This window comes from Actinoplanes sp. NPDC024001 (assembly GCF_040638955.1).
Classification (GTDB): Bacteria; Actinomycetota; Actinomycetes; order Mycobacteriales; family Micromonosporaceae; genus Actinoplanes.
This window is the reverse complement of sequence record NZ_JBEZZB010000036.1, coordinates 17,751-42,698: the sequence shown is the minus strand read 5'-3', so window position 1 is coordinate 42,698 and position 24,948 is coordinate 17,751. Positions and strand designations below refer to the sequence as shown.

At 71.7% G+C, this 24,948-nt stretch carries 25 protein-coding genes; 9 read left to right on the top strand and 16 right to left on the bottom strand.

All coding sequences use genetic code 11. The features are described 5' to 3' along the window. Positions 1–18: 18 nt before the first annotated feature. Both nadE and AB0F81_RS16425 read right to left on the bottom strand, forming a co-directional pair. Positions 19–822 (bottom strand): ammonia-dependent NAD(+) synthetase, encoded by an 804-nt coding sequence (gene nadE, locus AB0F81_RS16430; protein ID WP_360197493.1) that lies wholly within the window; start codon positions 820–822, stop codon positions 19–21. Next, entirely contained in the window at positions 819–1,742 is a 924-nt protein-coding gene (locus tag AB0F81_RS16425; RefSeq protein WP_360197490.1) for an SMP-30/gluconolactonase/LRE family protein, read from the bottom strand. Before AB0F81_RS16425 ends, nadE begins: the two co-directional genes overlap by 4 nt. 94 nt (positions 1,743–1,836) lie before the next feature. Between AB0F81_RS16425 and AB0F81_RS16420 the strand changes: the two genes are divergently transcribed. Continuing rightward, a complete protein-coding gene (locus AB0F81_RS16420) occupies positions 1,837–2,313 on the top strand; it encodes an Lrp/AsnC family transcriptional regulator (RefSeq protein WP_360197586.1) in 477 nt (158 codons plus the stop codon). 12 nt (positions 2,314–2,325) lie between these two features. Further along, complete coding sequence (locus tag AB0F81_RS16415) at positions 2,326–3,141, top strand: hypothetical protein (protein WP_360197487.1); 816 nt, start codon at positions 2,326–2,328, stop codon at positions 3,139–3,141. A gap of 159 nt (positions 3,142–3,300) precedes the next feature. Here the strand turns inward: AB0F81_RS16415 and AB0F81_RS16410 are convergent, their stop codons facing one another. From AB0F81_RS16410 to AB0F81_RS16400, 3 genes are all read right to left on the bottom strand, one after another. After that, the gene (locus AB0F81_RS16410) at positions 3,301–3,624 is read right to left on the bottom strand and encodes a hypothetical protein (protein WP_360197484.1); all 324 of its coding nucleotides are present in this window, start codon (positions 3,622–3,624) and stop codon (positions 3,301–3,303) included. Positions 3,625–3,872: 248 nt separating this feature from the next. Next, a complete protein-coding gene (locus AB0F81_RS16405; RefSeq protein WP_360197481.1) occupies positions 3,873–5,474 on the bottom strand; it encodes a peroxidase family protein in 1,602 nt (533 codons plus the stop codon). A gap of 162 nt (positions 5,475–5,636) precedes the next feature. After that, a complete protein-coding gene (locus AB0F81_RS16400) occupies positions 5,637–6,377 on the bottom strand; it encodes an SDR family oxidoreductase (RefSeq protein ID WP_360197478.1) in 741 nt (246 codons plus the stop codon). 166 nt (positions 6,378–6,543) lie between these two features. Between AB0F81_RS16400 and AB0F81_RS16395 the strand changes: the two genes are divergently transcribed. Together AB0F81_RS16395 and AB0F81_RS16390 are read left to right on the top strand one after the other, a co-directional pair. Beyond that, positions 6,544–6,912, top strand: coding sequence for a cupin domain-containing protein (locus tag AB0F81_RS16395; RefSeq protein ID WP_360197475.1), 369 nt, complete (start codon positions 6,544–6,546; stop codon positions 6,910–6,912). Then, positions 6,909–7,643: an SDR family oxidoreductase gene (locus AB0F81_RS16390; protein WP_360197472.1), complete on the top strand. Its 735-nt coding sequence runs from the start codon at positions 6,909–6,911 to the stop codon at positions 7,641–7,643. Before AB0F81_RS16395 ends, AB0F81_RS16390 begins: the two co-directional genes overlap by 4 nt. Positions 7,644–7,960: 317 nt before the next feature. Here the strand turns inward: AB0F81_RS16390 and AB0F81_RS16385 are convergent, their stop codons facing one another. The 5 genes from AB0F81_RS16385 to AB0F81_RS16365 all read right to left on the bottom strand — a co-directional run bounded on the left by AB0F81_RS16385 (position 7,961) and on the right by AB0F81_RS16365 (position 12,415). Then, a complete protein-coding gene (locus AB0F81_RS16385) occupies positions 7,961–8,830 on the bottom strand; it encodes a helix-turn-helix transcriptional regulator (RefSeq protein ID WP_360197469.1) in 870 nt (289 codons plus the stop codon). 11 nt (positions 8,831–8,841) lie between these two features. After that, the gene (locus AB0F81_RS16380; protein ID WP_360197466.1) at positions 8,842–9,771 is read right to left on the bottom strand and encodes an SDR family oxidoreductase; all 930 of its coding nucleotides are present in this window, start codon (positions 9,769–9,771) and stop codon (positions 8,842–8,844) included. A gap of 78 nt (positions 9,772–9,849) precedes the next feature. Continuing rightward, entirely contained in the window at positions 9,850–10,194 is a 345-nt protein-coding gene (locus AB0F81_RS16375) for a siderophore-interacting protein (RefSeq protein WP_360197463.1), read from the bottom strand. Next, positions 10,178–11,515, bottom strand: coding sequence for an NAD(P)/FAD-dependent oxidoreductase (locus AB0F81_RS16370; protein WP_360197460.1), 1,338 nt, complete (start codon positions 11,513–11,515; stop codon positions 10,178–10,180). The genes AB0F81_RS16375 and AB0F81_RS16370 overlap by 17 nt, the downstream gene beginning before the upstream one ends. Before the next feature lie 36 nt (positions 11,516–11,551). Next, positions 11,552–12,415, bottom strand: coding sequence for an RNA polymerase sigma-70 factor (locus AB0F81_RS16365; RefSeq protein WP_360197457.1), 864 nt, complete (start codon positions 12,413–12,415; stop codon positions 11,552–11,554). 81 nt (positions 12,416–12,496) lie between these two features. Here AB0F81_RS16365 and AB0F81_RS16360 point away from each other — a divergent pair, with 81 nt between their 5' ends. Next, positions 12,497–13,204: an alpha/beta hydrolase gene (locus AB0F81_RS16360; protein WP_360197454.1), complete on the top strand. Its 708-nt coding sequence runs from the start codon at positions 12,497–12,499 to the stop codon at positions 13,202–13,204. On the opposite strand, the gene AB0F81_RS16355 is transcribed toward AB0F81_RS16360, so the two are convergent. Together AB0F81_RS16355 and AB0F81_RS16350 are read right to left on the bottom strand one after the other, a co-directional pair. Then, positions 13,201–14,163 carry a Gfo/Idh/MocA family oxidoreductase gene (locus AB0F81_RS16355; protein WP_360197452.1) on the bottom strand — a complete coding sequence of 321 codons (963 nt, stop codon included), beginning with the start codon at positions 14,161–14,163 and terminating at the stop codon, positions 13,201–13,203. The two genes, AB0F81_RS16360 and AB0F81_RS16355, sit on opposite strands and share 4 nt — an antisense overlap. Positions 14,164–14,165: 2 nt before the next feature. Beyond that, the gene (locus AB0F81_RS16350; RefSeq protein WP_360197449.1) at positions 14,166–16,742 is read right to left on the bottom strand and encodes an FtsX-like permease family protein; all 2,577 of its coding nucleotides are present in this window, start codon (positions 16,740–16,742) and stop codon (positions 14,166–14,168) included. Between the two features lie 328 nt (positions 16,743–17,070). Between AB0F81_RS16350 and AB0F81_RS16345 the strand changes: the two genes are divergently transcribed. Then, positions 17,071–18,642, top strand: coding sequence for a pectate lyase (locus AB0F81_RS16345; RefSeq protein WP_360197447.1), 1,572 nt, complete (start codon positions 17,071–17,073; stop codon positions 18,640–18,642). A 46-nt stretch (positions 18,643–18,688) separates the two neighbouring features. Here the strand turns inward: AB0F81_RS16345 and AB0F81_RS16340 are convergent, their stop codons facing one another. The 3 genes from AB0F81_RS16340 to AB0F81_RS16330 all read right to left on the bottom strand — a co-directional run bounded on the left by AB0F81_RS16340 (position 18,689) and on the right by AB0F81_RS16330 (position 21,571). Further along, positions 18,689–19,960, bottom strand: a complete 1,272-nt coding sequence (locus AB0F81_RS16340; RefSeq protein WP_360197444.1) for an alkaline phosphatase — start codon at positions 19,958–19,960, stop codon at positions 18,689–18,691. Between the two features lie 76 nt (positions 19,961–20,036). Beyond that, positions 20,037–20,378, bottom strand: coding sequence for a hypothetical protein (locus AB0F81_RS16335; RefSeq protein ID WP_360197441.1), 342 nt, complete (start codon positions 20,376–20,378; stop codon positions 20,037–20,039). Positions 20,379–20,470: 92 nt separating this feature from the next. Next, the gene (locus AB0F81_RS16330; RefSeq protein WP_360197438.1) at positions 20,471–21,571 is read right to left on the bottom strand and encodes a trypsin-like peptidase domain-containing protein; all 1,101 of its coding nucleotides are present in this window, start codon (positions 21,569–21,571) and stop codon (positions 20,471–20,473) included. 193 nt (positions 21,572–21,764) lie between these two features. Here AB0F81_RS16330 and AB0F81_RS16325 point away from each other — a divergent pair, with 193 nt between their 5' ends. Together AB0F81_RS16325 and AB0F81_RS16320 are read left to right on the top strand one after the other, a co-directional pair. Then, positions 21,765–23,162 (top strand): glucose-6-phosphate dehydrogenase, encoded by a 1,398-nt coding sequence (locus tag AB0F81_RS16325; RefSeq protein ID WP_360197435.1) that lies wholly within the window; start codon positions 21,765–21,767, stop codon positions 23,160–23,162. Beyond that, positions 23,159–23,401, top strand: coding sequence for a hypothetical protein (locus AB0F81_RS16320; RefSeq protein ID WP_360197432.1), 243 nt, complete (start codon positions 23,159–23,161; stop codon positions 23,399–23,401). Before AB0F81_RS16325 ends, AB0F81_RS16320 begins: the two co-directional genes overlap by 4 nt. 2 nt (positions 23,402–23,403) lie before the next feature. Here the strand turns inward: AB0F81_RS16320 and AB0F81_RS16315 are convergent, their stop codons facing one another. Further along, positions 23,404–23,970 (bottom strand): cadmium resistance transporter, encoded by a 567-nt coding sequence (locus AB0F81_RS16315; protein WP_360197430.1) that lies wholly within the window; start codon positions 23,968–23,970, stop codon positions 23,404–23,406. A gap of 37 nt (positions 23,971–24,007) precedes the next feature. Here AB0F81_RS16315 and AB0F81_RS16310 point away from each other — a divergent pair, with 37 nt between their 5' ends. Beyond that, positions 24,008–24,946 carry an RNA polymerase subunit sigma-70 gene (locus AB0F81_RS16310; RefSeq protein WP_360197427.1) on the top strand — a complete coding sequence of 313 codons (939 nt, stop codon included), beginning with the start codon at positions 24,008–24,010 and terminating at the stop codon, positions 24,944–24,946. Positions 24,947–24,948 lie beyond the last annotated feature (2 nt).

Sequence of the window (24,948 nt, the reverse complement as noted above, 5' to 3'; positions counted from 1 at the left end):
CCCGGGGAGCCGGGTTGGTCAGGCCGGGCCCGGTGGCATCTGCCGCTTGTGGGCGGTCGCGTGGTAGCGGTCGAGAATGGCTTGCGCAATGGCGTCGTCGACCGGCTTGCCCTCCAGGAAGTCGTCGATCTGGTCATAGCTGAACCCGAAGACCGCCTCGTCGGGCAGACCGGGCCGGTTGGACTCCAGGTCGGCGGTGGGGACCTTCTGGACCAGCGGCGCCGGCGCGCCGAGCACGCCGGCGACGGCGCGGACCCGCCGCTTGGTCAGACCCGCCAGCGGTACGAGGTCGGCGGCACCGTCACCGTGTTTGGTGTAGAAGCCGGTGACCGCCTCCGCAGCATGGTCGGTGCCGACGACGAGGCCGCCGAGGGCGCCGGCCACCGCGTACTGCGCGATCATTCGCTGCCGGGCCTTGATGTTGCCGAGAATGAAGTCCTCCTGGCCGGCGTCGGTCGTGGCCAGACCACCGTCCCGCAGCGCCTGCAGGCTCGCGTCGCTGGCCGGGCGGATGTCGACGGTCAGCGTCCGGTCGGGCCGAATGAACTCCAGCGCGGCCTGGGCGTCGTGCTCGTCGCGCTGCACCCCGTACGGCAGGCGCATGGCCACGAATGTGGCATCGCCGCCGCCGGCACGCACCCGCTCCGCGGCCAGCTGACACAGGCGGCCCGCGGTGGTCGAGTCGACGCCGCCGCTGATGCCCAGCACCAGGGCGACGGCCCGCGCCCCGGTCAGTGAGTCGGCGAGGAAGGCGACCCGCCGCTCGACCTCCTGATCCGCATCGAACTCCGAGGTGACGCCCAGTTCCCAGCCAATGTTCACGAGTGCACCATACCGGGGTAGGCGGCACCGTTGACCGTTATGCGCAGCGTGTACACACTGGTGCCGGCGGTGATGAACAGGTGGTTGCGCCGGGGCCCGCCGAAGGTGAGGTTAGCGACCGGCTCAGGCATCACCAGCTTGCCGATGAGGGCGCCGTCGGTGTCGAAGCAGTGCACTCCGTCCCAGGCCGCGGCCCACACCCGTCCGGCGTCGTCGACCCGCAGCCCGTCGAAGCGGCCGTTGTCGCACTCAGCGAAGATCTTCCCACCGGTGAGCGCGCCGTCGGCCGTGACGTCGAAGACCCGGATATGGCTCGGCTCCTGCCTGGTGTCGGCGATGTAGAGCCGCTGCTCGTCGGGAGCGAAGGCCAGCCCGTTGGGGCGGCAGAAGTCGTCGGCGACCACCCGCAGGTCACCCGTTTCCGGGTCGAGCCGGAACACGTAGCAGGCGCCACCGAACTCACTGTCAGCCCGGCCACCCTCATAGTCGCTGGCGATGCCATAGACCGGATCAGTGAACCAGATCGTGCCGTCGCCCCTGACCACCACGTCGTTGGGGCTGTTCAGCCACTTGCCCTGGTATCGGTCGGCCAGCACGGTGACGGTGCCGTCATGTTCGGTGCGGGTGACCCGCCGGTTGCCCTGCTCGCAGGTGATGAGCCGGCCCTGCCGGTCGACGGTGTTGCCATTGGCGAATCCCGAGCCGTGCCGGAAGACTCCGACCGCGCCCGTTGCCTCGTCCCAGCGCAGCAGCCGGTCGTTGGGGATGTCGCTCCAGACCAGATATCGCCCCGCCGGAAAGTAGGCCGGGCCTTCGCTCTTGCGTGAGCCGGCGTGCAGACGCTCGAGGACGAAGTCGCCGTCGATATACCGGAAGCGCTCGTCGAACGCCTGGAATCGGCTCGGAATGGTGTCGAGCATCGGAGCTCCCTCCACCGCTGGGTTGATGGAATTCGCCTTCAAGCTAGCACTGCCGAACCTGATACGGTCAATGCAAGTTTCAGCGGAATGGAGTCTGGTGGACGACATCGACAGGGCATTGCTGGCACAACTGCAGGCGGATGCCACACAGTCCTACGCAGCGCTGGGCCGGGCGGTGGAGCTCTCCGCCGGATCGGCCCACGACCGCGTGCGGAAGCTGCGCGAGCGCGGCGTCATCCAGCGGACCACCGTCGACGTGGATCCGGCCATGGTCGACCGCGGCCTGCTCGCCTTCGTCATGTTGCAGGCCGACGCGTGGATGGGTGACCCGCCCACCCGCACCGCCCTGGAGGCCATTCCGGAGATTCAGGAGGCACACGTCATCGCCGGCACGGCGTCGCTGCTGGTGAAAGTCCGCACGCCGACTCCCGAACAGCTGCAAGCGGTCCTGCGCCGCATCTTCGACATCGACGGCGTCACCGGCACGCAGACCATCGTGGTGCTGGAGACGTTCTTCGAACGACCAGTCGACGTCGGCGATCGAACCCGACCACAGGACACCTCCTCCTGACGCCATGACAGGATGCGCTGCGTGCGTGCCCGTACCCCGCTGTTGATCTGTGCGGTGGTCTTCGCGGCGGCGCCTGCCGCCGGGATTCTGCTGGCCGATCCGGTGTGGCGCTATGCCGAAGTGCTCTTCTATGGGCTCCTTCTGGCGTCCACCGTGGTCTCCGGGCTGTCCGCGCCGCGGTGGGCCTTGCCGGCCGCCGTCGGGCTGTTGCTCGTGGATGCGGTGCGCACGCTCCCGGCCGAGCCCGGCGCTGGAGGGCAGGCCTGGCTGATGGTGGCTCCGGCGGACAGCGTTGACACCCCGTCGGAGTTCGAGTCGGCGCTGGCACTGTGCTGGGCACCGTTGGCTGCCGTGATCCTTCTGCTGGCGGTGATCTGGCGACGTGACGGCGGGCCTCGACGACGCGGCGTTCTCGCGGCTGGCTCCGCGGTCATGGTGATCGGCGCATTTGCCATCATGCGCATCGCCCAGGTGGCGCTCGCTGTGCGTTCCGGGCAGCTTGACGCGGTGATCGCAGTGGTCCTGGCCGTGCTGCCGGGCTTGGCGCTGGCACTGACGGCGCTTGCACTGGCGGCAGTGCTGGCGCGGCATGGCCGGTGGCTCGCCGCCGCGGGCGCTGCGCTACTGGCGATCGCCGCAGTGGCACATCTGGACGCGAGCATCGGCGCGGTGCCGCTGCCGTTGGACACCCACAGAGTGGCGCTCTCCTCGTGGTCTGCCTTCGAGCCGACGTTGACCATGCCTCAGCCCTTCCCGGCGCTCACCTCACTGGTTGAGCTGGCCGCGTTCGCGTTGCTGGTCGTGGGATTGACCCGCGCTCGTCCATGATGGGCGACCGTCGGTGACAGCCAGGTGCCAGTCGTTGACACCTGGCTGTCACCGGTCAGGCGGTAGACCTGAGCCATGACTTCACGCATCTTCCTCGGTGTCACGCTGGCCGCCGGTTCCGCGATCGCCCGTGGCCCGGCATCGGTCGGGCCAGAGTGCTCAGTCGCCGAGGAAGACGAGTTCGCTACCGGTGCGGGCACAATGACCGGCCATGGTTCGCAGCCGGATCAGCCCGCGGTATTCGGGGCCGGGCGCCGCCTCGGCGAGCAACAGTTCGATCTCCGCGGTCAGTTGCTCCATCCGGTCAGCGCCGAGGCATGTCTCGCCGTGCGGATCCACGGTGTCGAGCAGCGGCGTTGCCACCCGCCGCCGGACGAGCAGCCGGTCGAAGTCGCCCGCGGCGTCGAAGGAGCCGCCGTGCGGATCCGGAAGCACCCGGACCCGTTCTCCGGTCAAGCGCCGCAGCTCTGCCCGCACACCCATGCCGCGATCATCCAACACACCGCTCCGATGGGTGCAGCGCCGCCGTCGTCGACCTGGTCAGCCAGCGCGGATCACCCGCAACGGGCGAGCCCAGCTCTACCGAATGTCGAGTCCTGCGCGGGCCGTAATTCAGTGAACCGACCGCCACACCAATGCGTCCGTCGGCGAGAACGCAGGACCGCGAGACGAAGGATCACGCATGGAGGCGCCCAACGGCCTTAGGCCAGCCTGATGGGTCAACGCCTTGGTCAACGACGTGACTGTCGGACCGGACAGCCGGACGTAGACACCTTTCGGAACGGTGGCGAAGCCGGCGGGGACAGCTCGTCCGTGTGGGCTCGAAAAGCCTGTGCTTCCGACGGAAGCGCCGGCGTTCTCAGCGCGCCCACGCCCGACGGCAACGCCGTGTCTCGCGGAGCCTCCGCGCCCGGTGCCGTCGCTGCCGAGGTCGAGGGGAACGCGGATTCCGACGATGTTTCGGACGTGGAGGAAGGCGAGGACGGCAAGGAAGGCGAGGAAAGCAAGGAAGGCAAGGAAGACGAAGAAGCTTCGGTGGCCGAGCTCTCGGTGCCGAGCATGAGCAGGTCGGCGAGGCCATAGGTAAGGCCCGCTGCCGGAAGGGTGGGCTGCCAGTGGGGCTCGCGGTGCAGGAAGCTAGCCGGGTCAGCGCGCAGCAGGCCGATCAGGACCTCGGCGACGATTCGGCCGCCTACGGGGCCGAGACGGTCGCCGGCGCCGCGGTGTTCGGCTTCCTTCAGGATGTAGAACCAGAGTGGGGTGCCGTCTGGCCAGTTCTTGTCGAGCTCCTCTGCGGTCAGCGGGTCGGCGTCGAGGAGCTGGGCTACGGCCTCGCCGCTGGGCAGGCCCGTGGATTCGCCGCGCAGCAGGTCGCGGACGGCGAGGGAGCGGTGGGCGTCCTCGGCTACCGGGCCGGTCAGGGGCTCGGGCAGACCGATCAGGCTGGCGGGCAGGCGGCCGTCCAGGCGTTTGGCGCGCTGCGCCGATGGGTGTCCGGGCACGTCGAAGATCTGGGGCAGGTCCAGGCGCCGGTCGGCGGGGAGAGGGCCGAAACCGACCAGGTCGGGGAAGAGCGGCACCAGCGGGCCGCCGGCGACCAGGCGGTAGGTGTGCCGGATCTGGCCGTGGCCGTAACGGAACGCGGCGTCGGCGAACTCCAGCGGGATGTAACCCTGGTGCGGTTCGGGGGCGAACCAGCGGCCACCCTCGTTGAGGACCTGTTCCACCAGGGGTGCGCCTACCAACCGGGGCAGGAAGTCGTGCACGGCGACCCACTGATAGTGCCAGGTCAGGGTGGTCCGGGCGCGGTCGAAAACCTCGTCCTCAGGGGCTCCAGCTTCACGCAGCAGGTCGACGATGCGGTTGTGGGCGCGGAGCAGGGCGACGTGCAGGCTGAGCGCGAACAGGTGCGAGTCGTTGCGCGGGTCGCCGATCAGCGCCACGCCCTGCGAGTTGCGCGGCACGTCGGCGCCGTCGGGGCTGAGCAGGAACTTGGCCGGGTCGTTGACGTCGTAGAGGAAAGCCGAGCCGATCGGGCCGTCGGAGTAGAGCATCTCCAGGTTGAGCTTCGGTTCGCGGGCGTTGCGCAGGGCGTCGGTCGGGACGGCGCCGGTGATCGGCGAACGGTCAGCGGTGATGTCATGGGCGATCAGCTGGCCGAAGAAGGGCCATCCGGCGGCTTCGGTGGCGTCGTCGTCGCCGGGGACCAGGCTGTCGAGGACGGCCGCGCCGTCGCAGATTCCGCCGTTGTCGCCGGCGTGCATCAGCAGGCGTGGGCCGGTGCTCAGCGGCTCCGGTCCGGGAAACATGCGCCCGTAGCGAGCGGAACTCATGTGTCTTCTCCAGATAGAACAGGCCTCGCCCGCCCTCCGGTGGGCGCAACGCAGAAAGGCCTGAGGCGCAGCGGGCAGGCGAGAAGGGAGGGCAGGTCGAACGGGAGGGCCTCGCCCGCCCGCCGGGGGCGCAGTGGGCGGGCGAGGCCGGAACAGGAAGGCTCAGCTGGCCTTGAACGCCGCGTAGGTGATCTCGCCGATCGTGGCGTCCGGGCCCGGCACCAGGGTGTTCTCGGCCAGGTCGGCGCCGAAGTACTTCGCGGCCGGGTCCGTCACGACCTCGCGGGGGTCGCCGAGCTTGGCCAGGCCGGCGCGGAAGAACTCGTCCATGCGGAACTTCTCCGGGCCGGCCACCTCGAGCAGGCCGTTGATCGGGGCGCCGACCGCGGTGCGGCCGACCGCCTTGGCGACGTCGTCGCTGGCGATCGGCTGGAAGTAGACCGGGGCGAAACGCACCGTGTCGCCGTCGGTGGCGGCGGCCACCATGCTCTTGGCGAACTCGAAGAACTGGGTGGCGTGCACGATCGAGTACGGGATCTCCGAGTTCTTGATCAGCTTCTCCTGGGCGGCCTTCGCCCGGAAGTAGCCGCTCTGCTGCAGCCGGTCGGTGCCGACGACCGACAGGGCGACGTGGTGGCGGACGCCCGCCTTCGCCTCGGCCGCGAGCAGGTTGCGGGTGGACGTCTCGAAGAACTCCATCACCGCGGCGTCCTCGAACGACGGCGAATTGGACACGTCGATCACCACATCCGCGCCGGTGAGCGCTTCGGCGAGGCCTTCACCGGTGATCGTGTTGACGCCGGTGTTCGGGGAGGCCGCGACCGCCTCGTGACCGTGTTCGCCGAGCCGCGCGACGACCTTCGAGCCGATCAGACCGGTACCGCCGATGACCACGACCTTCATGACAACCTCCTGTGCTCCGGGCGGCCGGTGCCGTCCCGCTGCAAGTCGAGACCGGGCAGCGTGAACGTCTGTGACACCCCTGAGACGCCCGTCACAAACGGAGCCGCCGTCACAAAACGGCGAGCCGTCCGGTCACAGCAGACATCGGACCCCCGAGGAGGTTGCTATGTCGCTCACCGTGGTTCAGGAGGCGCACCCGCCTTTCGTGCCGCCGGGCGCGCACGCCATGACGATCATCATCGAGTACCCGCCGGGCGACCCCGGCACGCCGCCGCACCGGCATCCCGGGCCGGCCTTCGGCTACGTGCTGGAAGGCGAGATGGTCTTCGAACTCGAGGGCCAGCCGCCCCGGGTGGTGCGCGCCGGGGAAGCGTTCTGGGAGCCGGGCGGTGACGTCATCCACTTCCAGGACGGCAACAACCGCGATGACATCCCGGTGCGGTTCCTGGTCACGATGCTGTGCGACCCGGATCAGCCGATGCTCACTCTCGTCGACGAGGACGAACTCCGTACGAAGGAAAGGGTTTTGTCATGAAGATCGCTGTGATCGGTGGGACCGGTCTGATCGGCTCGCGCGTCGTGCGGATTCTGACCGAACGCGGACACGAGGCCGTGCCGCACTCCCCCTCCACCGGCCTGGACCTGCTCAGCGGCAAGGGCCTGCCGGAGGCGCTCGCCGGCGCCGACGTGGTCGTCAACCTGACGAACTCGCCGACGTTCGACGAGGCGTCGCTCGAGTTCTTCCGGACGTCGATGACCAACCTGCTGGCCGCCGCGAAGGACGCCGGCGTCGGGCACGCGGTGATCCTGTCGATCGTGGGTGTCGACAAGGTACCGGACATGGACTACTACCGCGCGAAGGTGCTGCAGGAGGAAATCCTGAAGACCGGCCCGGTGCCGTACTCGATCGTTCGCGCCACCCAGTTCTACGAGTTCGTCGACGCGATGATGTCGTGGACGGCCGACGAGGACACGGTGCGCCTGCCGTCCACGCCGGTGCAGCCGATGGCCGCCGCGGACGTCGCGGAGGCGGTCGCCGAGGTCAGCGTCGGCGAGCCGCTCAACGGCATCCGCAACGTCGGCGGCCCGCAGGTCTTCGCCTTCGACGACCTCGGCAAGATCGCCCTCGGCACCCGCGGCGACCGGCGCGCGGTGATCACCGACCCCACCGCCGGCCTGCTGGCCGCGGTCCCCGGCGACGCGCTGATCGCGCCGCCGGGCGCGATCCTGGCCAAGACCACCTACCTGGAATGGCTCTCCAGCTGATCACTTACGGTCTGCTTCGGTCGCCCTTGCCGAGATGGTACGGGCGACCGAAGCGCCCGTGGCTACACGCGATCAAGCAGCGCGAGACGCCGCAGCCCGACCGCCGGGCTTAAGCAGCGCGACGAAGACCAGCGAGAGACGCGGCAATGCGCCACCCGGCCCCCACGCGATCGCCAGCGGAAGGCGCTGCAGGGCGGCCGGCGCGATCAGGCAACGAAGGGCCCGGCGGGGTGGCCAGCGCGATCAGCCAGCGGAAGACGCCGCAGAACCGCCCGCGCGATCAACCAGCGGAAGACGCCGCAGAGCGGTCCGCGCGATCAGGCGACGGAGGGCGTCGCGGGGCCGCCCGCGGGATCGAGAAGCTGGTCGCCCACGACGGAGAGCAACCGCAACCTCTCGTGGCTCACCGACCCCGGCGTCGCCGTGTACACCACCAGCTGCTGCGACAGATCCGGGTCGATGAGGCGCTGGCAGTCCAGCTCCAGCAGCCCCACCTCCGGATGCTCGAACCGTTTCCGCCCGCAGTACGTGCTCGCCACCGGATGCTCCCGCCACAGCCCGGCGAACTCCTCGCTCGACGCCAGCAGCGCGTCCACGATCGCCGCCGCCCGCGAGCCGGCGCCGTCGCGCAGGAAAGAACCGTGCAGGTCGGCCACGATGATCCGGCTCTGCTCCGGCCGGTCCGCCGCCGGGTGGATCAGGCGCGTCGCCGGGTCGGTGAACCAGCGGTAGTGCTTGCTGCGCGCCAGCCCCGCATATCCCGCGTCATCGCCGAACAGCGCCACCGCAAGCCGGGTCTGCACCAGCGTCTCCCCCAGGTGCGACACCACCTGCGCCGCCGCGTCCCGCAACCCGTCGACGATGCGCAGCATTCCGGGGTTGACGTGCTCGCTGTCCGCTGCCCGGCGCGGCGTCGCGTATCCGCCCAGCCGGAACAGGTGGTCGCGTTCCTCCAGGGACAGGCGCAGCCCGCGGGCGAGCGCCCCGAGCATCTGCTCCGACGGGTGTGGACCGCGCGGCTGCTCCAGCCGCGTGTAGTAGTCGATGGACATGTCCGCGAGCACCGCCACCTCCTCACGGCGCAGCCCCGGGGTGCGGCGCCGCCGCCCGCGGGGCAGCCCCACGTCCTCCGGCTGCAGCGCCTCCCGCCGGGTCCGCAGATATTCGGCCAGCCGAGCGCGATCCACCACGACCTCCGTCAGTGCACGGGAACGAGGCTGAGGGAGTGCTCCCACAGCCGGGCCGCTTCACCCTCGTCGCGGGCGGAGCGGTAGACGGCCAGTTCGGCCGGGCCGCCGGTGAACTGCCCGAAGCCGTCCGGCCCGTAGAGACGGCCACCCAACGCGTCCGGGACGACCGCCGCGTAGAGCGGGGGCAGCACCCCCCGGTCGACGCCTTGGACCAGGACACCCCACCGGTTCAGCCGGGCGAAGATCGCCTCGTGCGGCGCCGGCCGGTCCCGGCCCAGGTTGGGCCCGGCCGCGTAGAGCCCGGTCAGCGTGGTGCCGGGGTGCGCCGCGTTGCTCACGATCCCCCACCCACCGGCCCGGCTGCGCCGGTCCAGCTCCAGGGCGAACAGCAGGTTGGCCAGCTTGGACTGCCCGTACGCGCGCACCGCCAAGTATTTCCGCTCGCTCTGCAGATCGTCCCAGTCGAGCCGGGCCTGCCGGGCGGAACTGCTGGTCAGCGTGGTGACCCGGGCCTGCCCGGCGCGCAGCAGCGGCAGCAGCCCGGTGGTGAGCGCGAAATGCCCCAGGTGGTTGGTGCCGAACTGCAGCTCGAACCCGTCCACCGTGGTGTGCCGGGTGGCCGGCGCCATCACCCCGGCGTTGTTGGCCAGCACGTGGATCGGCCGGTTCTCCGCGACGAGTTCCCCCGCCAGCGCGTGCACCGACGTGAGCGACGCCAGGTCCAGCGACCGCGCCGAGACCCGGGCCGCCGGCACCGCGGCCCGGATCCGGTCCAGCGCCGCCTGACCCTTGCCGGCGTCGCGAACGGCGAGCAGCACCTCGGCCCCCGCGGCGGCCAGCCGGGTCGCCAGCTCCAGCCCCAGCCCGCCGCTGGCCCCGGTCACCAGGGCGAGCCGCCCGCCCAGGTCAGGCACCGCCGGCATCGACACTTTCCTCATGACATCTCCCAGTGAACAGGTGTTTCCTCCACGGTGCTCCGGGCCGGGAACGGCAACCATGGTCCGCTGATGCAAGGCTCAGCGCCGGTGCCAGCCGCCCAGTTTCGCCGGGTCCACCACGATCCAGACGACCGCGACGCGGCTGCCGCGTAGCTGCACAGCGGCCACCGCCAGGGCCCGGCCGGCACACCACAGCGCCAGCCCGGGGGCGCCGTTCACCGACTCCACCGTCAACTCGGTGCCGATCTCCACGCCGAGCAGGAGTGAGATCAGCCGGGCGGTGTGCGCGGCACCGAAGATCGGCGTCCAGCCGTCGCACACGGCGACGGCGTCGGCGTTCAGCACCGCCCGGATACCGTCGATGTCCCGCCCCCGGCAGGCGTCGGCGAGCCTGCCCACGACATCGTCAGGACGAGCGCGCATGCTCGAATCGCGCGGGCGGCTCACCGCCGGTGACGAACTCCCGGCGCGGGTCCTGCACCGAGGCGAGCGAGACGATGTCGCGGCCGTACAGGGCCGCCGTCAGCCAGACCGCGAGCACCCGGACCTTGCGCTCCCAGCTCGGCACGGCCAGCACGTGGTAGCCCCGGTGCATGAGCCAGGCCGGCAGCCCCTTGATGACGATCCGCCGGTACTGGAAGATGCCCCGGCCCAGACCGAGCGTGGCCACCGTACCCAGGCTGTGGTGTTTGTAGTGGCGTGGCTCGCGCCCGCGCAGCGTGGCGACGATGTTGCTGGCGAGCAGTTTGCCCTGGCGCACCGCGTGCTGCGCGTTGGGGACCGTGGCCGTGCCGGGCATCGCGAGGTCCGGGATGGCGGCGTCGTCGCCGGCGCCCCAGGCGTCCGGGACCGGTTCGGTCTCGGTGCCGACCCGCAGGTCGGTGCGGACGAGCAGCATGCCGCGGCCGTCGACGGGCAGGTCGGTGTGGCTGCGCACCATCGGGTTGGCGCCGTTGCCGGCGGTCCACACGATCAGGTCGGAGTCGAACTCCTCGCCGGTGGAGAGCACCACATGCCCGTCCTCGGCGGAGACCAGCTGGGCGCCGAGGTGGACGTGCGCGCCGCGCTTCTCCAGGTGCCGCACCACCCAGCGGCCGGGTTCGTCGGTGACCTCGGGCAGGATCCGGTCGCGGGCCTCGACCAGGTGGAAGCTCAGCTCGTCGCGGTCCAGCTCGGGATACTTGCGGATCATCGCGGTGGCGAGCGACAGCAGCTCGCCGATGCCCTCGACGCCGGAGAAGCCGCCGCCGACGAAGGTGACGGTCAGCAGCCGCCGGCGCTGCGGTCCGGGCGGCAGGGTGGCGGCCCGGTCGAAGGCGGTCAGCAGCCGGTCGCGGATCGCGACCGCCTCCTCCACGTGCTTGAGGCCGATGGCCTGCTCGGCCACGCCGGGGATGGCCAGCTTGCGGCTCACCGCGCCGGCGGTCACCACCACGATGTCGTACGACAGCTCGTACTCGGGGCCCTCGACCGGGCGTACGGTCGCCGTGCGGTGGGCGTGATCGAGCGCGACCACCCGGCCCGGGACGAGCCGAGTGTGCCGCAGGTGCCGGCGGTGCGACACCGCGGCGTGCCGGGCCTCGACCGAGCCGGCCAGCACCTCGGGCAGGAACGGCTGATACGTCATGTACGGCCGCGGGTCGACCACCACGACGCGCGCCTCGTCGCGCCGCAGTTTCTTCTCCAGCTTCCAGGCCGTGTAGAAGCCCGCGTAGCCGCCCCCGACCACCAGAATCGTTCGCATACCGCCTAGGACCGGATAGCGGGCGGTTTTGTGACGTCAGATCGCGGTGAGTTTCTCCGGGTTCATGATCCACAGCAGCTGGTCGATGCCGTCGTCCGACGCGGTGATCGCCAGCACGGCGGCGACCCGGCCGTCGCGCAGCAGCACCGCGGAGGGCTGCCCGTTCGTCTCGGCGAAGCGCACCTCGACGCCGTCCCAGAACCAGCCGGCGATCACGTGGAACATGTTGGCCAGCTTCATCACGCCGGTCACCGGGAAGCGGGACACCTGGCGGGCGCCGTTGCCGTCGGAGAGGCTGACGACGTCGACGGCGAGCAGCCGTTCCAGCGCGGCCATGTCGCCGGAGCGGGCGGCCTCGACGAACGTGGTGAGCAGCCGCTTCTGCGCCTCGGTGCTGACCGGGGCGCGCCGCTCACCGGTGACGTGCTTGCGGGCCCGGCTGACCAGCTGCCGCACCGCGGGTTCGGTCGACTGCAGGATGTCGGCGATCTGCCCGTACGGATAGTCGAAGGCCTCCCGCAGCACGTACGCTGCGCGCTCGTTGGGGGTGAGTTTCTCCATCAGGATCAGCGCCGCGAACTCCAGGGCCTCGCCCCGCTCCGCGCCCAGGTACGGGTCGGCGCTGGTGTCGACGGGTTCCGGCAGCCACGGCCCGATGTAGGTCTCGCGCCGCACCCGGGCGGACTGCAGGGCGTTGATCGCCAGCCGGGTCGTGGTGGTGGCCAGGAACGCGGCCGGGTTGATCACCTCACTGCGGTCGGTCGTCTGCCAGCGCAGCCACACGTCCTGCACCAGGTCCTCGGCCTCGGCGGCGCTGCTGAGCATCCGGTAGGCGATGCCGAACAGACGGGGCCGGACGCTGGTGAAGACTTCCACGGCCTCCTGCAGATCATCTTCCACCCGCCCACCTTTGCACGTGTCACACCGTGGACGGCTGTCTGGTCTCAGAACGTGACGACCATCAAACGAAGGAGCCGCGCCATGAGACCCACTGTCGTCCTCGTCCACGGGGCGTTCGCGGAATCGGCCAGCTGGAAGCCGGTCATCGAGCTGTTGCAGGCCAACCGGGTGCCGGTGATCGCGGCCGCGAATCCGCTGCGCAGCCTGCCCGGTGACGCCGCCTACCTGCGCGACGTGCTCGCCACCGTGGACACTCCGATCGTGCTGGCCGGGCACTCGTACGGCGGCATGGTGATCACCGAGGCGGCGGCCGGCAACGACCGGGTGGCCGGGCTGGTCTACGTCTGCGCGTTCGCCCCGGAGGCGGGTGAGTCGGCGTTCGCGCTGGCGAACCGGTTCCCCGGCGGCACCCTCGGTGACGCGCTGGCCGCGTACCCGCTGTCCGAAGGGGTTCACGAGTTCGTGATCCGCCCGGAGGCCTTCCACCACCAGTTCGCCGCCGAGCTGCCGGCCCACCAGGCGGCGGTGATGAGCGCCACCCAGCGGCCGGTCACCGATGTGGCGCTGACCGAGGGGTTGCCGACGGCGACGCCCGCGTGGCGTTCGGTCCCGTCGTGGTTCGTCTTCGGCGACCGCGACCTGAACATCCCGGTCGCGGCGCACCGGTTCATGGCCGAGCGGGCCGGCGCGAAGGGCGTCCGTGAGGTGTCCGGCGCCTCGCACGCGATCAGCGTGTCGCATCCGGAGTCGGTGACCGCCTCGATCCTGGAGGCGGTGGACGCGCTCTAGCCGCGCGGGGAGAGCCCGGCCTGGCGGTAGCACTCGTCGACCAGCTCGGCGGTCGCCACCGACCCGTCGAGGTCGACCGGGAAGGGCCGGGGGTCGATGAAGCGGGCCAGCTGATAGGTGTAGGAGGTCTGGTCGCCGAGGGCCTCGTCCTCGGTGCGGCCGCCCCGGGTGACGGTGATCCGGTTGTCGAAGTGCGGGATGGCGAACGAGCGCACCGTGGCCTCGCCCTCGGTGCCGGTGACCGTCCAGGTCATCACCCGCTCGGCGGCGTCCATGTCCCACCGGCAGTGCCCGGTGACCCCGTTGCCGTAGTCGAGGTCGGCCCGCATCGACGCGTCCACCTCGGGCGCCCACAGGGTGGCCTCGACGCCGGTGATCCGGGGCGCGGCGCCGATCCAGGTGCCGAGGACCCGGGCCGCGTCGAGCACGTAACAGCCGAGGTCCATGGTGGCGCCGCCGGCCAGCGGCAGCGACCAGCGCGGATCGGTGCCCGGCGGCGCCGGGATGGCCAGCACCAGCTCGACGCGCCGGATCTCGCCGAGCTCTTTCGCGGTGACCAGGTCGTGCAGGCGCTGGTTGACCGGGTGGTGCCGGTAGTGGAAGGCCTCGACGAGCCGCCCGGGCGCCGTGCGGGCGGCGTCGCGCACGGCGCGGCTCTGCTCGGCGTTGCTGCTCAGCGGTTTCTCGCTGAGCACGTGCTTGCCGGCCTGCAGGGCGGCGAGGTTCCACTGCGCGTGCAGCGAGTTGACCAGCGGGTTGTAGATCAGGTCGACGTCGGGGTCGGCGATCACGTCGGCGTAGGTGTCGTGCACGCGGGTGATGCCGTGCTCGGCGGCGAACGCCTCGGCCCGGCCCCGGTCGCGGGCCGCGACGGCGGCGAGATCGTGCCCGAGCACGCGGGCCGGAGTGACGATGGCCGCGCCGGCGATCCGCGCGGCGCCGAGGATGCCGATGCGCACGTCTACCTCCCGGGGTTGTGGGCAGCATCCCAGAAGGCCGGGCCCGCCCGCCAGAGCATCCGGCGGCTGTGGACGCTCTCCACCGCGACGGCGGCGGTGAGCGCGGCCGCGACCAGCAGCAGCGCGGCGGCCGGCAACCACGGTCCGACGCTGGTGCGCCCGGCGATCCCGGCGCTGAACTCGCCGAGGCCGAGCGCCGGGCCGAGCAGATCCGGCAGCAGCACCCCGACCAGCGCGCCGGTGGCGAATGCGACCGCCACCGGCGGCACCACCTCGTAGAGCAGCAGCCCGCGGCCCTGCCGCAGGGACAGGCCCATGGTGTGCAGGCGGGAGAGGGCGCGGATCCGGGCGGGCGCGTCCGCCAGGACGATGAGGACGACCGCCAGCAGGGCGAGCAGCGCGGCCCCGGCCGTACCGGCCGCATAGGTGAAGTCGAGCACGCCGTTGACGCCGCCGCGGCCCAGCGCGGCGCGGTGCTGCGCCCAGGTGGTGACGGTGGCCCGGTGCGGCAGTGCGGCCACCTCGACCGGCTGGCCCAGCACCCGGCTCAGGTTCGCCCGCTGCCCCTCGTCGCCCGCCGCGCGCAGCGCCTGCGGGTCGAAGCCGTCGCCGCTGACCAGGAACCGGTTCGGCACGAGCGGCTGGAACTCGGGGACCGGCAGCGACTGCCACGGCAGCGCGACGAACCGGCGCGCGCCGGTCTGCAGGGTGGGCAGGCCGTCGGCGACGCGGGCGACCCGGAACTGGTAGCGGCGGCCCTGCAGCTCGACGGTGCCGCCGGCGCCCACCTCGGCGGCGATCTCCGGCGACACCACGGCCGGGGCGGGTCCGGTGCGGTCGCCTGCGAGTCCCGTGGTCACGAGCACCTGAGCCTGGGTGCGCCGACCGGACGCCGATGTCAGCGCGGCGCCCGGTTCCAGCACCACCGGGGCGACCGCGTCCACGCCGGGCACGGCCGCCAGCAGTCGCCCGGTGTCCGGGGCGAAGGCGAACCCGTCGACCCGGGCGTCGGCGGCGACCTCCCGGTCGGTGGCGCGGTCGCGGGCGTCGCTCACGGTGGCGCTGACCGCGGCCAGGAACACGCCGGTCACCACGGCGACGACCAGGACCGCGAGCGGTCCGGCGTGCAGCCGGGCGCCGCGGCCCGCCCTGGCCAGCCCGAGGAACGGCACGGCGCCACGCGCCCGCGCGGCCAGCCTGCCGAACAACTGCAACGGCCACGGCAGCAGACGTACGGCGACCAGCGCCGCGCTCACACCCAGCAGCACCGGAACCGAGACGAGGTAGAGGTCCACGCTGTCGGAGGGCGCCAGCCCGCGCCGCCGGACCAGGGTCACGCCCAGCACGGCGAGCAGCACCACGAAGGCCTCCGCGGTGAGCCGCCAGACTCGCCTTCCGGCCGTGCCGCTCCCGGCGACGGCCAGCAGCGGGGCGGCGAGCAGCGCCACCAGCCCGGCCAGCGCCAGCAGCACCCCGTCGGCCGGGTCCGGCCGGCCCGGGACGAGCTGGGCGAGCGCCCACCCGGCGAGGACGGCGGCGGGCACGACCACGGCCGTCTCCCCCAGCGTCCGGGCGACGATCGCCCGGTTTCCCGCGCCGCGGGCCCGCAGCAGCGCGAACTCGGGGCGGCGGCGGTCGGTCATCACCGCGGCGGCGAGCACGATCAGCCCGAGCAGGGTGGCGGCCAGTCCGGCGCGGACCACGGCGAGCAGTGCGCGTACCCCCTGCAACCGCCGGTCGAAGCCGGCCAGCACGTCGTCTGCGGTGGTGGCGAGCGCGACCTGCCCGGCCGGGGCGGCCCGCCGCGCCGCGGCGACCGCGCCGGTGATCGCCGGCAGGTCGGCGGCGCGAAGCCGGCCGGCGGCCAGGTGGTAGCGCCACTCGTAGTCCAGAAGGCCGGTGGCCCGGCCCGCCCGGGCCACCCCGGAGGCGTCGGTGAGCAGGAAGAGCCGCGACGTGGTGGCCTCGCGCGGATCGGGGCAGGCGACCGGCACGGTGGCCAGGCCGTCCCAGTACGCCGCCGCCGGGTCACGCGGCGCGAAGACCCCGACGACCGTGATCGGCGCCGTTCCGCGGTCGCTGGTCAGGCGCAGGCTCGAGCCCGGCCGCAACCGGGCGCTCGCGTCCGCCAGGACCTCCGTGACCGTTCCCGGCCGGGGCAGCCGCCCGGAGATCAGCCGCACCGCGCTCTCGTAGCCACTCTGGTAGCGGACCTGCACCTCGGGCCGGCACGACCCGGCGAAGGGCGGCGGCCCGGCGGGCTCGATCTCCTCCGGCCCGATCTTCGCGGCGAACCAGCGGTCCCGCACCAGCTCCGGCAGCGGCGCGGGCAGGCCGCGTTCGAGGGTGGACAGCCGTCCGGCGGCGGCCTCCGGCGTGGACTCCCCGGCCACCGCCCGGTAGATCAGGTCCCGCGAGAGGTAGGGCACCGCCGCGGCCTCGTCCCGCAGCCCGCGGTCGGTGAAACCGTTGGCGGCCCGGGGCAGCGCGGTGAAGACCAGCGCGGCGGCGAGGGCCAGGACCGCCAGCAGGCCGAGGTGTCCGGCGTTCGCCCGCATCCGGCGCAGCACCGCACCCACTCGCGTCCTCCCCCGAAGATCCACCGCGACCGTCCGATCGTGACACAACGTAACGCAAACGAACAACAAACACTGCAACGCGGCCCCTAGGGCATTGATTTGCGTCGAGGAGGTTTCCGGCTCTTGCCAGACCCATCAACACTTACCTATTCTCCCGGGAAAGCGCTTACCCGGTGCTCAGAGGCATCGGATCGACAGTCGAGGCGGCGGAGCCGACGGCGGATGACACAGGTCCCGCCGCCGATGAAGCACGCCCATCCCCATGGACATCGGTCAATGCGTCATCGGCACCGAGGGTGTACGCCACGACCAGACAGGTGAGGCGAGAATGAATCGACCGGCGAAACTGCGAGTCCGGGCGGCACTGGCCGCCGCGGTCACCGCGGCCGCGGGTGGCGCGATCGCCGTCGCGCTGCCGACGCACCAGGCGTCGGCAGCGGTCGGCGGCGTCACCGGCTTCGCGACCGCCAACGGCGGAACCACCGGCGGCGCCGGCGGCACACGGGTGCGGGCCACCACCGGCACCGCGATCCACACCGCGCTGTGCACCCGGGCCAGCAGCAGCACCCCGATCATCATCGAGGTAGAGGGCACCATCAACCACGGCAACACGGCGAAGGTCTCCGGCGACAGCTGCAACACCGCCGCCGGCCTGATCGAGCTCAAGCAGATCAGCAACGTCACCATCGTGGGCGTGGGCGGCGGCGCGGTCTTCGACCAGCTGGGCATCCACATCCGGGACTCCAGCAACATCATCATCCAGAACGTGACCGTCCGGAACGTCAAGAAGTCGGGCTCGCCGACCTCCAACGGCGGCGACGCGATCGGCATGGAGAGCACCGTCCGCAACGTCTGGGTCGACCACGTCACCCTGGAGGCCTCCGGCGGCGAGTCGGAGGGCTTCGACGGCCTGTTCGACATGAAGAACGACGTCGAGTACGTGACGCTGTCCTACAGCATCCTGCGCAACTCCGGCCGCGGCGGCCTGATCGGCTCCAGCGAGACCGACACCGGCAGCGGCAACATCACGTTCCACCACAACAAGTACGAGAACATCGACTCGCGCACGCCGCTGCTGCGCGGCGGCATCGCGCACATCTACAACAACCACTACGTCTCGCTGAACGAGTCCGGCATCAACTCGCGGGCCGGGGCGCGGGCCAAGGTGGACAACAACTACTTCAAGGACTCCAAGGACGTCCTCGGCACCTTCTACACCGACCAGGCCGGGTACTGGCAGGTCAGCGGCAACATCTTCGACAACGTGACCTGGTCGGCGCCGGGCACCGACAACAAGCCGGCCGGGCCGAACGTCACCTCCAACACGAGCGTGAGCGTGCCGTACTCGTACGCGCTGGACAACGCGTCCTGCGTGCCGAACATCGTCAGCCAGACCGCGGGCGCCAACAAGGGCCTGCAGGTGTCCACCGGCAGCTGCTCGGTGACCACCGGCCCGACCTCGAACCCGCCGTCGTCGCCCGCGCCCTCCTCGCCCGCCCCCTCGTCGCCCGCGCCGTCCTCCCCGGCGCCGTCGCAGCCGTCCGGCACCAACCTGAGCATCGGCGCCGGCGCCGACGGCTCCAGCAAGGCCGACGGCACCAGCTACGGCAACGTCAAGGACGGCAACATGAGCACCTACTGGTCGCCGAGCGGCACCACCGGCGACATCTCGGTCAAGTGGAGCTCCGCCAAGACCATCTCGAAGGTCAACATCCGGGAGGCCTCCGGCGCGACCGGCGTGATCGGCAACTGGCAGGTCCTCAACGGCAGCACGGTGCTGGCCTCCGGCACCGGCGCGAAGCTGATCAGCTTCGCCGCCACCTCCACCACCAAGCTCACCTTCCGGATCACCAGCGCCTCCGGCACCCCGCGGGTCGCCGAGTTCGAGACGTACGCCTGAGCGCACGGTGCCCTCCCACCTCGCGGATGGGAGGGCACCGTCGTGCTCAGCGGGTCAGCAGCGGCTCCAGTACGTCGTACACGTGGGTGTTGGGGTGTTTGCCGGTGAAGTTCTCGGCCTTCGGGCCGTAAGCGGTGACCGGAACGTCCTGGCCGGTGTGGCCGGTGGTCGTCCAGTCGATGACGAACTGGAAGTCGCTGCCCTTGACCGGGAACGGACCGTCCTCGACGGACGCGCCGGTGCCGGACTCGTCGTCGGCGTCGACGTCCTCGACGGCCAGGCCGCCGGTCTCGTGGTCGCCGGTCACCACGACCAGGGTGTCGCGGTGCACGGCGGCGTAGGCGCGGGCCACCGCGACCGCCTTGTCGAGCTCGCCCATGGTCTGCAGGGTGCGCCGGCCGTTGTTGCGGTGCGCGAACTCGTCCACGCCCTCCTCCTCGACCATCAGGAAGAAGCCGTCCCGGTCGGTGGAGAGGTTGGCGAGGGCCTTCTTGGTCATCGTGGCGAGGCTGACCACCGGGTCGTAGATGTCGCCCTGGCCCTCCGCGCGCTGCTGGAACATCTCCTGGTTGGCGAAGAGGCCAAGCAGCTTGCCGGGCCGGGCCGCGGCCAGCTGGGCCGGGGTGGAGACGTACTGGTAGCCGGCGGCGCGGGCCTGCGCGATCAGGTTGCCCTTGGTGCCTCGGCTGCCCTCGGTCGGGTCCTCGGCCGGCGCGTCCGGGTAGGCGCCCGGGGTGCCGGCCGGCAGCCACCAGTCCTCGCCGCCGCCGAGGATGACGTCCGGCTTGGACTTCTCCAGGTATTGCCGGGCGATGTCGTCCTGGGCGGCCCGGTCGGTGGAGTTGGAGAAGAACGCCGCCGGGCTGGCGTCGGTCACCTGGGCGGTGGTGACCAGGCCGGTCGCCTTGCCGGCGGCCTTGGCCTGCGCGCCGAGGATGGGCAGCGGGTTGCCGTCGGTGTCGACGCTGATCGCGCCGTTGTAGGTGCGCACCCCGGTGGCCCAGGCGCTCGCCCCGGCGGCCGAGTCGGTGATCGCCGACTCCGGGTCGTCCGGGCTGGTGGTGAGCTGGCCGGAGACCGGCAGCCGGTCCATCACCAGCTGGCCGTCCATGCCGGCGTAGAACAGCCGGGCGGCCTCGCGGTGGGCGGCGGCCATGCCGTCGCCGTTGATGAAGATGACGTTGCGGACTCCGGGACGGCCCCGTTCGGGCGCGCCGGCTCCGGCCTGGCTCAACGGGTTCACCAGGGTCAGGCCGGCGGCGGCCACCGCACCCGCCACCACTGGCGCGGCCAGCCACCGCACAGTACGGACGAACATGTCTCCCCCTCCAGCGTCGTCGATGGGCGTCGATGTCGATTAAACGCCTACCGGGGAGACGGCACAGGGTGAACGGCTACAACTCGTAGCTGTGCGGGCCGGCGTGACCGGCCGGGAGCAGGCAGTCGTCGTGCTCGGCCGGGCAGACGGTGTCGCACGGTTCGAGCGCGACGACCTCGCTGCCGTCCGCCGCCCAGCGCACCCACCACCACTGGTCGCCACCCTCGGCGGCCAGGGCGAACGCTATGTGGCTGCCGTCGTGGCCGGCCACCAGCTCACACCGCACGTCGCGTGGGGGAAGACCGGCCCGCTGCCGCAGGCCGAGCAGGATCGCGAAGTCGTCGTTCGCGACCGTGGAAGCAGCCACGCACCGCGTCCCCTCGGGGGCCGCCTGCCAGCTACGGTCCGCCATCGTCACGGCAGCAATGTACCCATCCGGGACGGGTCTCGACCCTCGCCCCCGCGATCACGTCGGCGGACGGGCGCGTGGCTGCGCCGACCGGTCCTGCCCTACTGCTGGGCGCCGAGGGTCACCTTGGCGCTGCCCGGTTTGCCGCCCCGGGTGTAGTCGACCGTGACGGTGTCACCGGGCCGCTTGGTCAGTGTCACGGCCGCCAGATCGTTGGTGCTGGTGACCGGTTTGCCGTCGATGCTGGTGATCATGTCGCCGGTCTGCAGGCCGGCCTTGGCAGCCGGCCCGTTCGGCACCACCGACCGCAGGTAGACGCCGCCCGGCTGCCCCTGGGTGGGCGGCACCGTGATCACGCTGACGCCGAACCAGGCGTGCGTCACCGTACCGTTCTCGATGATCTCGTCGGAGACGAGTTTCGCCAGGTCGACCGGGATGGCGAAGCCGAGGCCGATGTCGCCGGCGCTGCCGCCGCCCCCGGCCGAGCTGGGAATCGTCGCGCCCGCCGAGGGCACCCCGATCAGCTGGCCCGCGCAGTTGACCAGCGCGCCGCCGCTGTTGCCGGGGTTGATCGCGGCGTCGGTCTGCAGCGCCGAGACCAGCAGCGCGTTCTCGCCGTCGTCGCCGGGCACCTCGATGGTGCGGTCCAGAGCGCTGACGATGCCCGAGGTGACCGTGTTGGACAGCCCGAGCGGGGCGCCCAGCGCGACCACCGGCTGGCCGACGACCACGTCCTTGGACTGACCGAACGGGATGACCGGCAGCTTCTCCTGCCCGTCGACCTTGATGACGGCGAGGTCCGCCTTGGGGTCGCGGCCGGTGATCGTGGCCGGCACGCTGCGGCCGTCGTTGAACAGCACGCTGACCTGGCCGCCGTCGGCCGCCACCGAGATCACGTGGTTGTTGGTCAGGATGTAGCCGTCGTCGCGGATCACCTCGCCGGAGCCGGTGCCGCCGGTCTCGGCGTTGCTCGCCGAGATCGTCACCACCGACGGCAGCGTCTTCTCGGCGACCTCGGTGGCCGCGCAGGTGGCCGCCTTCGCGGTGCCCGCGACCGCGGACGGGCCGTCGGACGGGCTGCCCGAGGACGGCTCGTTCGCGTTGACCACGAAACCGCCGATCACCGCACCGAGCACGGCGGCGATCGCCGCGCTGACCCAGACCCGCCAGCCCCATGCGCTGCCGGTGTGCGAGGTGTCCATGTTCCACCGTCCTAGCCGAGCCGTAGCCGAAATTCCGCCCGTCCAGGAAAGGCCACGACGCCGGTGGCGGCATCCCCCGTCAGGGGTGAGTGCGACTCGGGTTTCACCCGGGACGGACGATGCGCCGGGCACGCCGTGGGCGCGACGGTGGAGACCACACCGGGGACAGCGAGCCGCGAAAGGGCACCTGACGATGACACCGAACACGCGGGGTGACGTCTTCGTCATCTTCGGCATCACCGGCGACCTGGCCCGGGTGATGACCTTCCGCTCGCTCTACCGGCTGGAACTTCGCCGGCTGCTGGACTGCCCGATCGTCGGGGTGGCGGTCGACGACTGGAGCCACGACGACCTGGCCGGTCACGCCCGTGCGGCGATCGAGGGCGCCGGCGAGAAGATCGAGGAGGAGACGTTCGAGCGGCTCACCGGGCGGATGAGTTACCTGAGCGGCGACTTCGGCGACGCCGGCACCTACCGCCGGGTCGGCGAGGCGATCGGTGACGCCGCGGTGCCGGTGTTCTACCTGGAGATCCCGCCGTTCCTGTTCGGCCGGGTCACTGCGGGATTGGCCGAGGCCGGCCTGGTCCGCGCCGGGCGGGTCGTGGTGGAGAAACCCTTCGGCCACGACACCGGGTCGGCGGTCGCGCTGGCCGCCGAGATCCACCAGCACATCCCCGAGGAGCAGTTGTTCCGCATCGACCACTTCCTCGGCAAGATGGGGCTGGAGGAGCTGATCTACTTCCGGTTCGCCAACACGCTGCTGGAACCGGTGTGGAACCGCAACTACGTCGAATCCGTCGAGATCACCATGGCGGAGAGCTTCGGCGTCGCGGACCGCGGCCACTTCTACGACCCGGTCGGCGCGGTCCGCGACGTCGTGGTCAACCACCTGATGCAGGTGCTGGCGGCCGGGGCGATGGAGTCGCCGGCCGGTCACGACCCGAGCATGTTGAAGAACACCCAGCTGGCGCTCTGGCGCGCGGTCGCCGAGGCCGAGCCCGCGCACTACGTGCGCGGGCAGTACACCGGCTACCAGCAGATCCCCGGCGTCGCCGCCGATTCACCGACCGAGACGTACGCGGCGATGCGCCTCGACATCGACAACTGGCGCTGGTCCGGGGTGCCGTTCTTCATCCGGACCGGCAAGCGGCTGCCGGTCACCCAGACCGAGTTCCGCCTGGTCTTCAAACGCCCGCCGAAACTCGGCCTGCGAGTGCCCGGCATGACGCACCGGCCCGAACCCGACCAACTGGTGATCAAACTCGACCCGTCGACCGGAATGCGCCTTCAGATGCAGGCGCACCGCTCCGACGCCGAGGGCCCCGAACCGGTCACCCTCGACATGGAGTTCGCCCAGGAGGGCGGCGAGGGCCCGACCCCGTACGAGGTGCTGCTGCACGCGGCGCTGCTCGGCAACAGCACCCGCTTCCAGCGGCAGGACGGCGTCGAGGAGACCTGGCGGATCATGCAACCGCTGATCGACGACCCGCCGCCGGTCGAGCCGTACGAGCCCGGCACGTGGGGCCCGCCCGGCGCCGACCGGCTCGTCGCCGGCCACGGCGGCTGGCACGGCCCCTGGGTGGCGCCATGACCGCCGAAAGCCACCCCTCGGCGACGGTGTGGCCGCGCGTCGAGGCCGCGGTGGCGGACGTGCCCGGCCTGTCCCTGGCCGGCGGGGAGATCCTGCGGCTGACCGACCGCGCGGTCACCGTCTCCGGCCATCTCGGCGACCAGCCGGTGATCGTGAAGGTCTACCTCACCCGGGGCGGCGCCTGGCAGCCGGCCGTCCTGCGCCTGGCCACCGTGGGCCGGCACCGCTGGCCCACCTGAGGTCAGCGGCCGCCGATCAGGATGGACAGGCCGATCACGATCAGGACCACCGGCAGCACCAGGTGGCCCCATCGGGCGAGCGTGCGGGCCACCGGCGGCCGGGTGGCCAGGAACAGGCCGGCGGCGCACCAGACGGCAACGCCCGCCAGGAAGACCGCGATATAGGTGGTCATGCCGCCGAGCCCGGCGACGGTGAAGACCGGGACGTAGACGCCGATGTTGTCGCCACCGTTGGCGAAGGTGACCGCGGCCACCTGTAGGACACCGACCGCCTCCGGGGCGTCGCCGCCCTCGTCGGCGCCGCGGTCGCGCCACACCTGCCAGGCGGCGCGCAGGCCGAGGAAGAGCGGCAGCAGGCCGAGGTAGGGGACGGCGGCCCCGGGCAGCAGGCCGGCCCCGAGGGCGCCGACCACCGCAACGGCGAGGATGCCGAGCAACCCCAGGTACTGGCCGGCGACGACCCGCCAGGCGCTGCCCGGCCGGCCGAAGAAGACGGCCAGCAGCACCAGGTCGTCGATGTTCGTCACCGCGAACATGCCGGCCGCCTGGCCCAGTGTCGACAGTCCCAACCCTGCTCCCCGCTCGCCCAACCCTGCTCCCCGCTCGATGTCGTACCGCTGTGCCAGGATGGCGCACGTGGACGCCGAGGCCTTCACCACCATGATCGCGCCGCTGCGCGGTGAGCTGCACGCCCACTGCTATCGGATGCTCGGTTCGGTGCACGACGCCGACGACGCCCTGCAGGAGACCCTGGTGCGGGCCTGGCGGGCGATCGGCCGGCTCGACGACCACGCCGGGCTGCGGCCGTGGCTGTTCCGGATCGCGACCAACCGCTGCCTCACCATGCTCACCGGCCGGCCCCGCCGGGAGCTGCCGGCCGGCGTCGACGCCGCCTGGCTGGAGCCGTACGCGGACGAGCACCTCGGCCCGGAGGCGCGCACGGTGGCCCGGGAGAGCATCGAGCTCACCTTCGTGGTGGCGCTGCAGCGGCTGTCCGCCCGGCAGCGGGCCGTGCTGCTGCTGCGCGACGTGCTCGGTTTCAGCTCGCGCGAGGTCGCCGAGCAGCTCGACTCCAGTGTCGGCGCGGTCGACAGCGCGATGCAGCGGGCCCGCAAGGCCCTGGACCAGGCCGATCCCGGACCCAGCCAGCAGGTGACACTCGCCGGTCTGGGTGAGCCGGCGGTCCGCGACCTCGCCCGGCGCTACACGGTGGCCTGGGAGTCCGGCGACGTGGACGCGATCGTGGGCATGCTCACCGCGGACGCCCGCTACTCGATGCCGCCGTTGCCGCTGCTCTACACCGGTGTCCCGGCGATCCGCGGGTTCCTGCTCGACGGGCCGCTCGACTGCCGGTGGCGGTTCCGGCCGGCCACCGCGAACGGGCAGGTGGCGTTCGGGACGTACCGGTGGGACGACGAGCGGCGCGCCTTCGTACCCGGTGGGCTGGATCTGCTGCGGCTGCGCGGCGACCGCGTCGCCGAGGTCGTGTCGTTCCTGGAGGCGGATCTGACCCGGTTCGGCCTGCCGGCGACATTGCCCGCCTGAGG

What these genes read in the sequence shown, in the direction of transcription:
- AB0F81_RS16370 (WP_360197460.1), bottom strand. Translation starts at nt 11,515, where the DNA reads ATGCGAACGATTCTGGTGGTCGGGGGCGGCTACGCGGGCTTCTACACG.
- AB0F81_RS16310 (WP_360197427.1), top strand. Translation starts at nt 24,008, where the DNA reads ATGTCGTACCGCTGTGCCAGGATGGCGCACGTGGACGCCGAGGCCTTC.
- AB0F81_RS16400 (WP_360197478.1), bottom strand. Translation starts at nt 6,377, where the DNA reads ATGAAGGTCGTGGTCATCGGCGGTACCGGTCTGATCGGCTCGAAGGTC.
- AB0F81_RS16375 (WP_360197463.1), bottom strand. Translation starts at nt 10,194, where the DNA reads ATGCGCGCTCGTCCTGACGATGTCGTGGGCAGGCTCGCCGACGCCTGC.
- AB0F81_RS16325 (WP_360197435.1), top strand. Translation starts at nt 21,765, where the DNA reads ATGACACCGAACACGCGGGGTGACGTCTTCGTCATCTTCGGCATCACC.
- AB0F81_RS16345 (WP_360197447.1), top strand. Translation starts at nt 17,071, where the DNA reads ATGAATCGACCGGCGAAACTGCGAGTCCGGGCGGCACTGGCCGCCGCG.
- AB0F81_RS16390 (WP_360197472.1), top strand. Translation starts at nt 6,909, where the DNA reads ATGAAGATCGCTGTGATCGGTGGGACCGGTCTGATCGGCTCGCGCGTC.
- AB0F81_RS16415 (WP_360197487.1), top strand. Translation starts at nt 2,326, where the DNA reads ATGCGCTGCGTGCGTGCCCGTACCCCGCTGTTGATCTGTGCGGTGGTC.
- AB0F81_RS16360 (WP_360197454.1), top strand. Translation starts at nt 12,497, where the DNA reads ATGAGACCCACTGTCGTCCTCGTCCACGGGGCGTTCGCGGAATCGGCC.
- AB0F81_RS16340 (WP_360197444.1), bottom strand. Translation starts at nt 19,960, where the DNA reads ATGTTCGTCCGTACTGTGCGGTGGCTGGCCGCGCCAGTGGTGGCGGGT.
- AB0F81_RS16330 (WP_360197438.1), bottom strand. Translation starts at nt 21,571, where the DNA reads ATGGACACCTCGCACACCGGCAGCGCATGGGGCTGGCGGGTCTGGGTC.
- AB0F81_RS16380 (WP_360197466.1), bottom strand. Translation starts at nt 9,771, where the DNA reads ATGAGGAAAGTGTCGATGCCGGCGGTGCCTGACCTGGGCGGGCGGCTC.
- AB0F81_RS16410 (WP_360197484.1), bottom strand. Translation starts at nt 3,624, where the DNA reads ATGGGTGTGCGGGCAGAGCTGCGGCGCTTGACCGGAGAACGGGTCCGG.
- AB0F81_RS16425 (WP_360197490.1), bottom strand. Translation starts at nt 1,742, where the DNA reads ATGCTCGACACCATTCCGAGCCGATTCCAGGCGTTCGACGAGCGCTTC.
- AB0F81_RS16320 (WP_360197432.1), top strand. Translation starts at nt 23,159, where the DNA reads ATGACCGCCGAAAGCCACCCCTCGGCGACGGTGTGGCCGCGCGTCGAG.
- AB0F81_RS16405 (WP_360197481.1), bottom strand. Translation starts at nt 5,474, where the DNA reads ATGAGTTCCGCTCGCTACGGGCGCATGTTTCCCGGACCGGAGCCGCTG.
- AB0F81_RS16395 (WP_360197475.1), top strand. Translation starts at nt 6,544, where the DNA reads ATGTCGCTCACCGTGGTTCAGGAGGCGCACCCGCCTTTCGTGCCGCCG.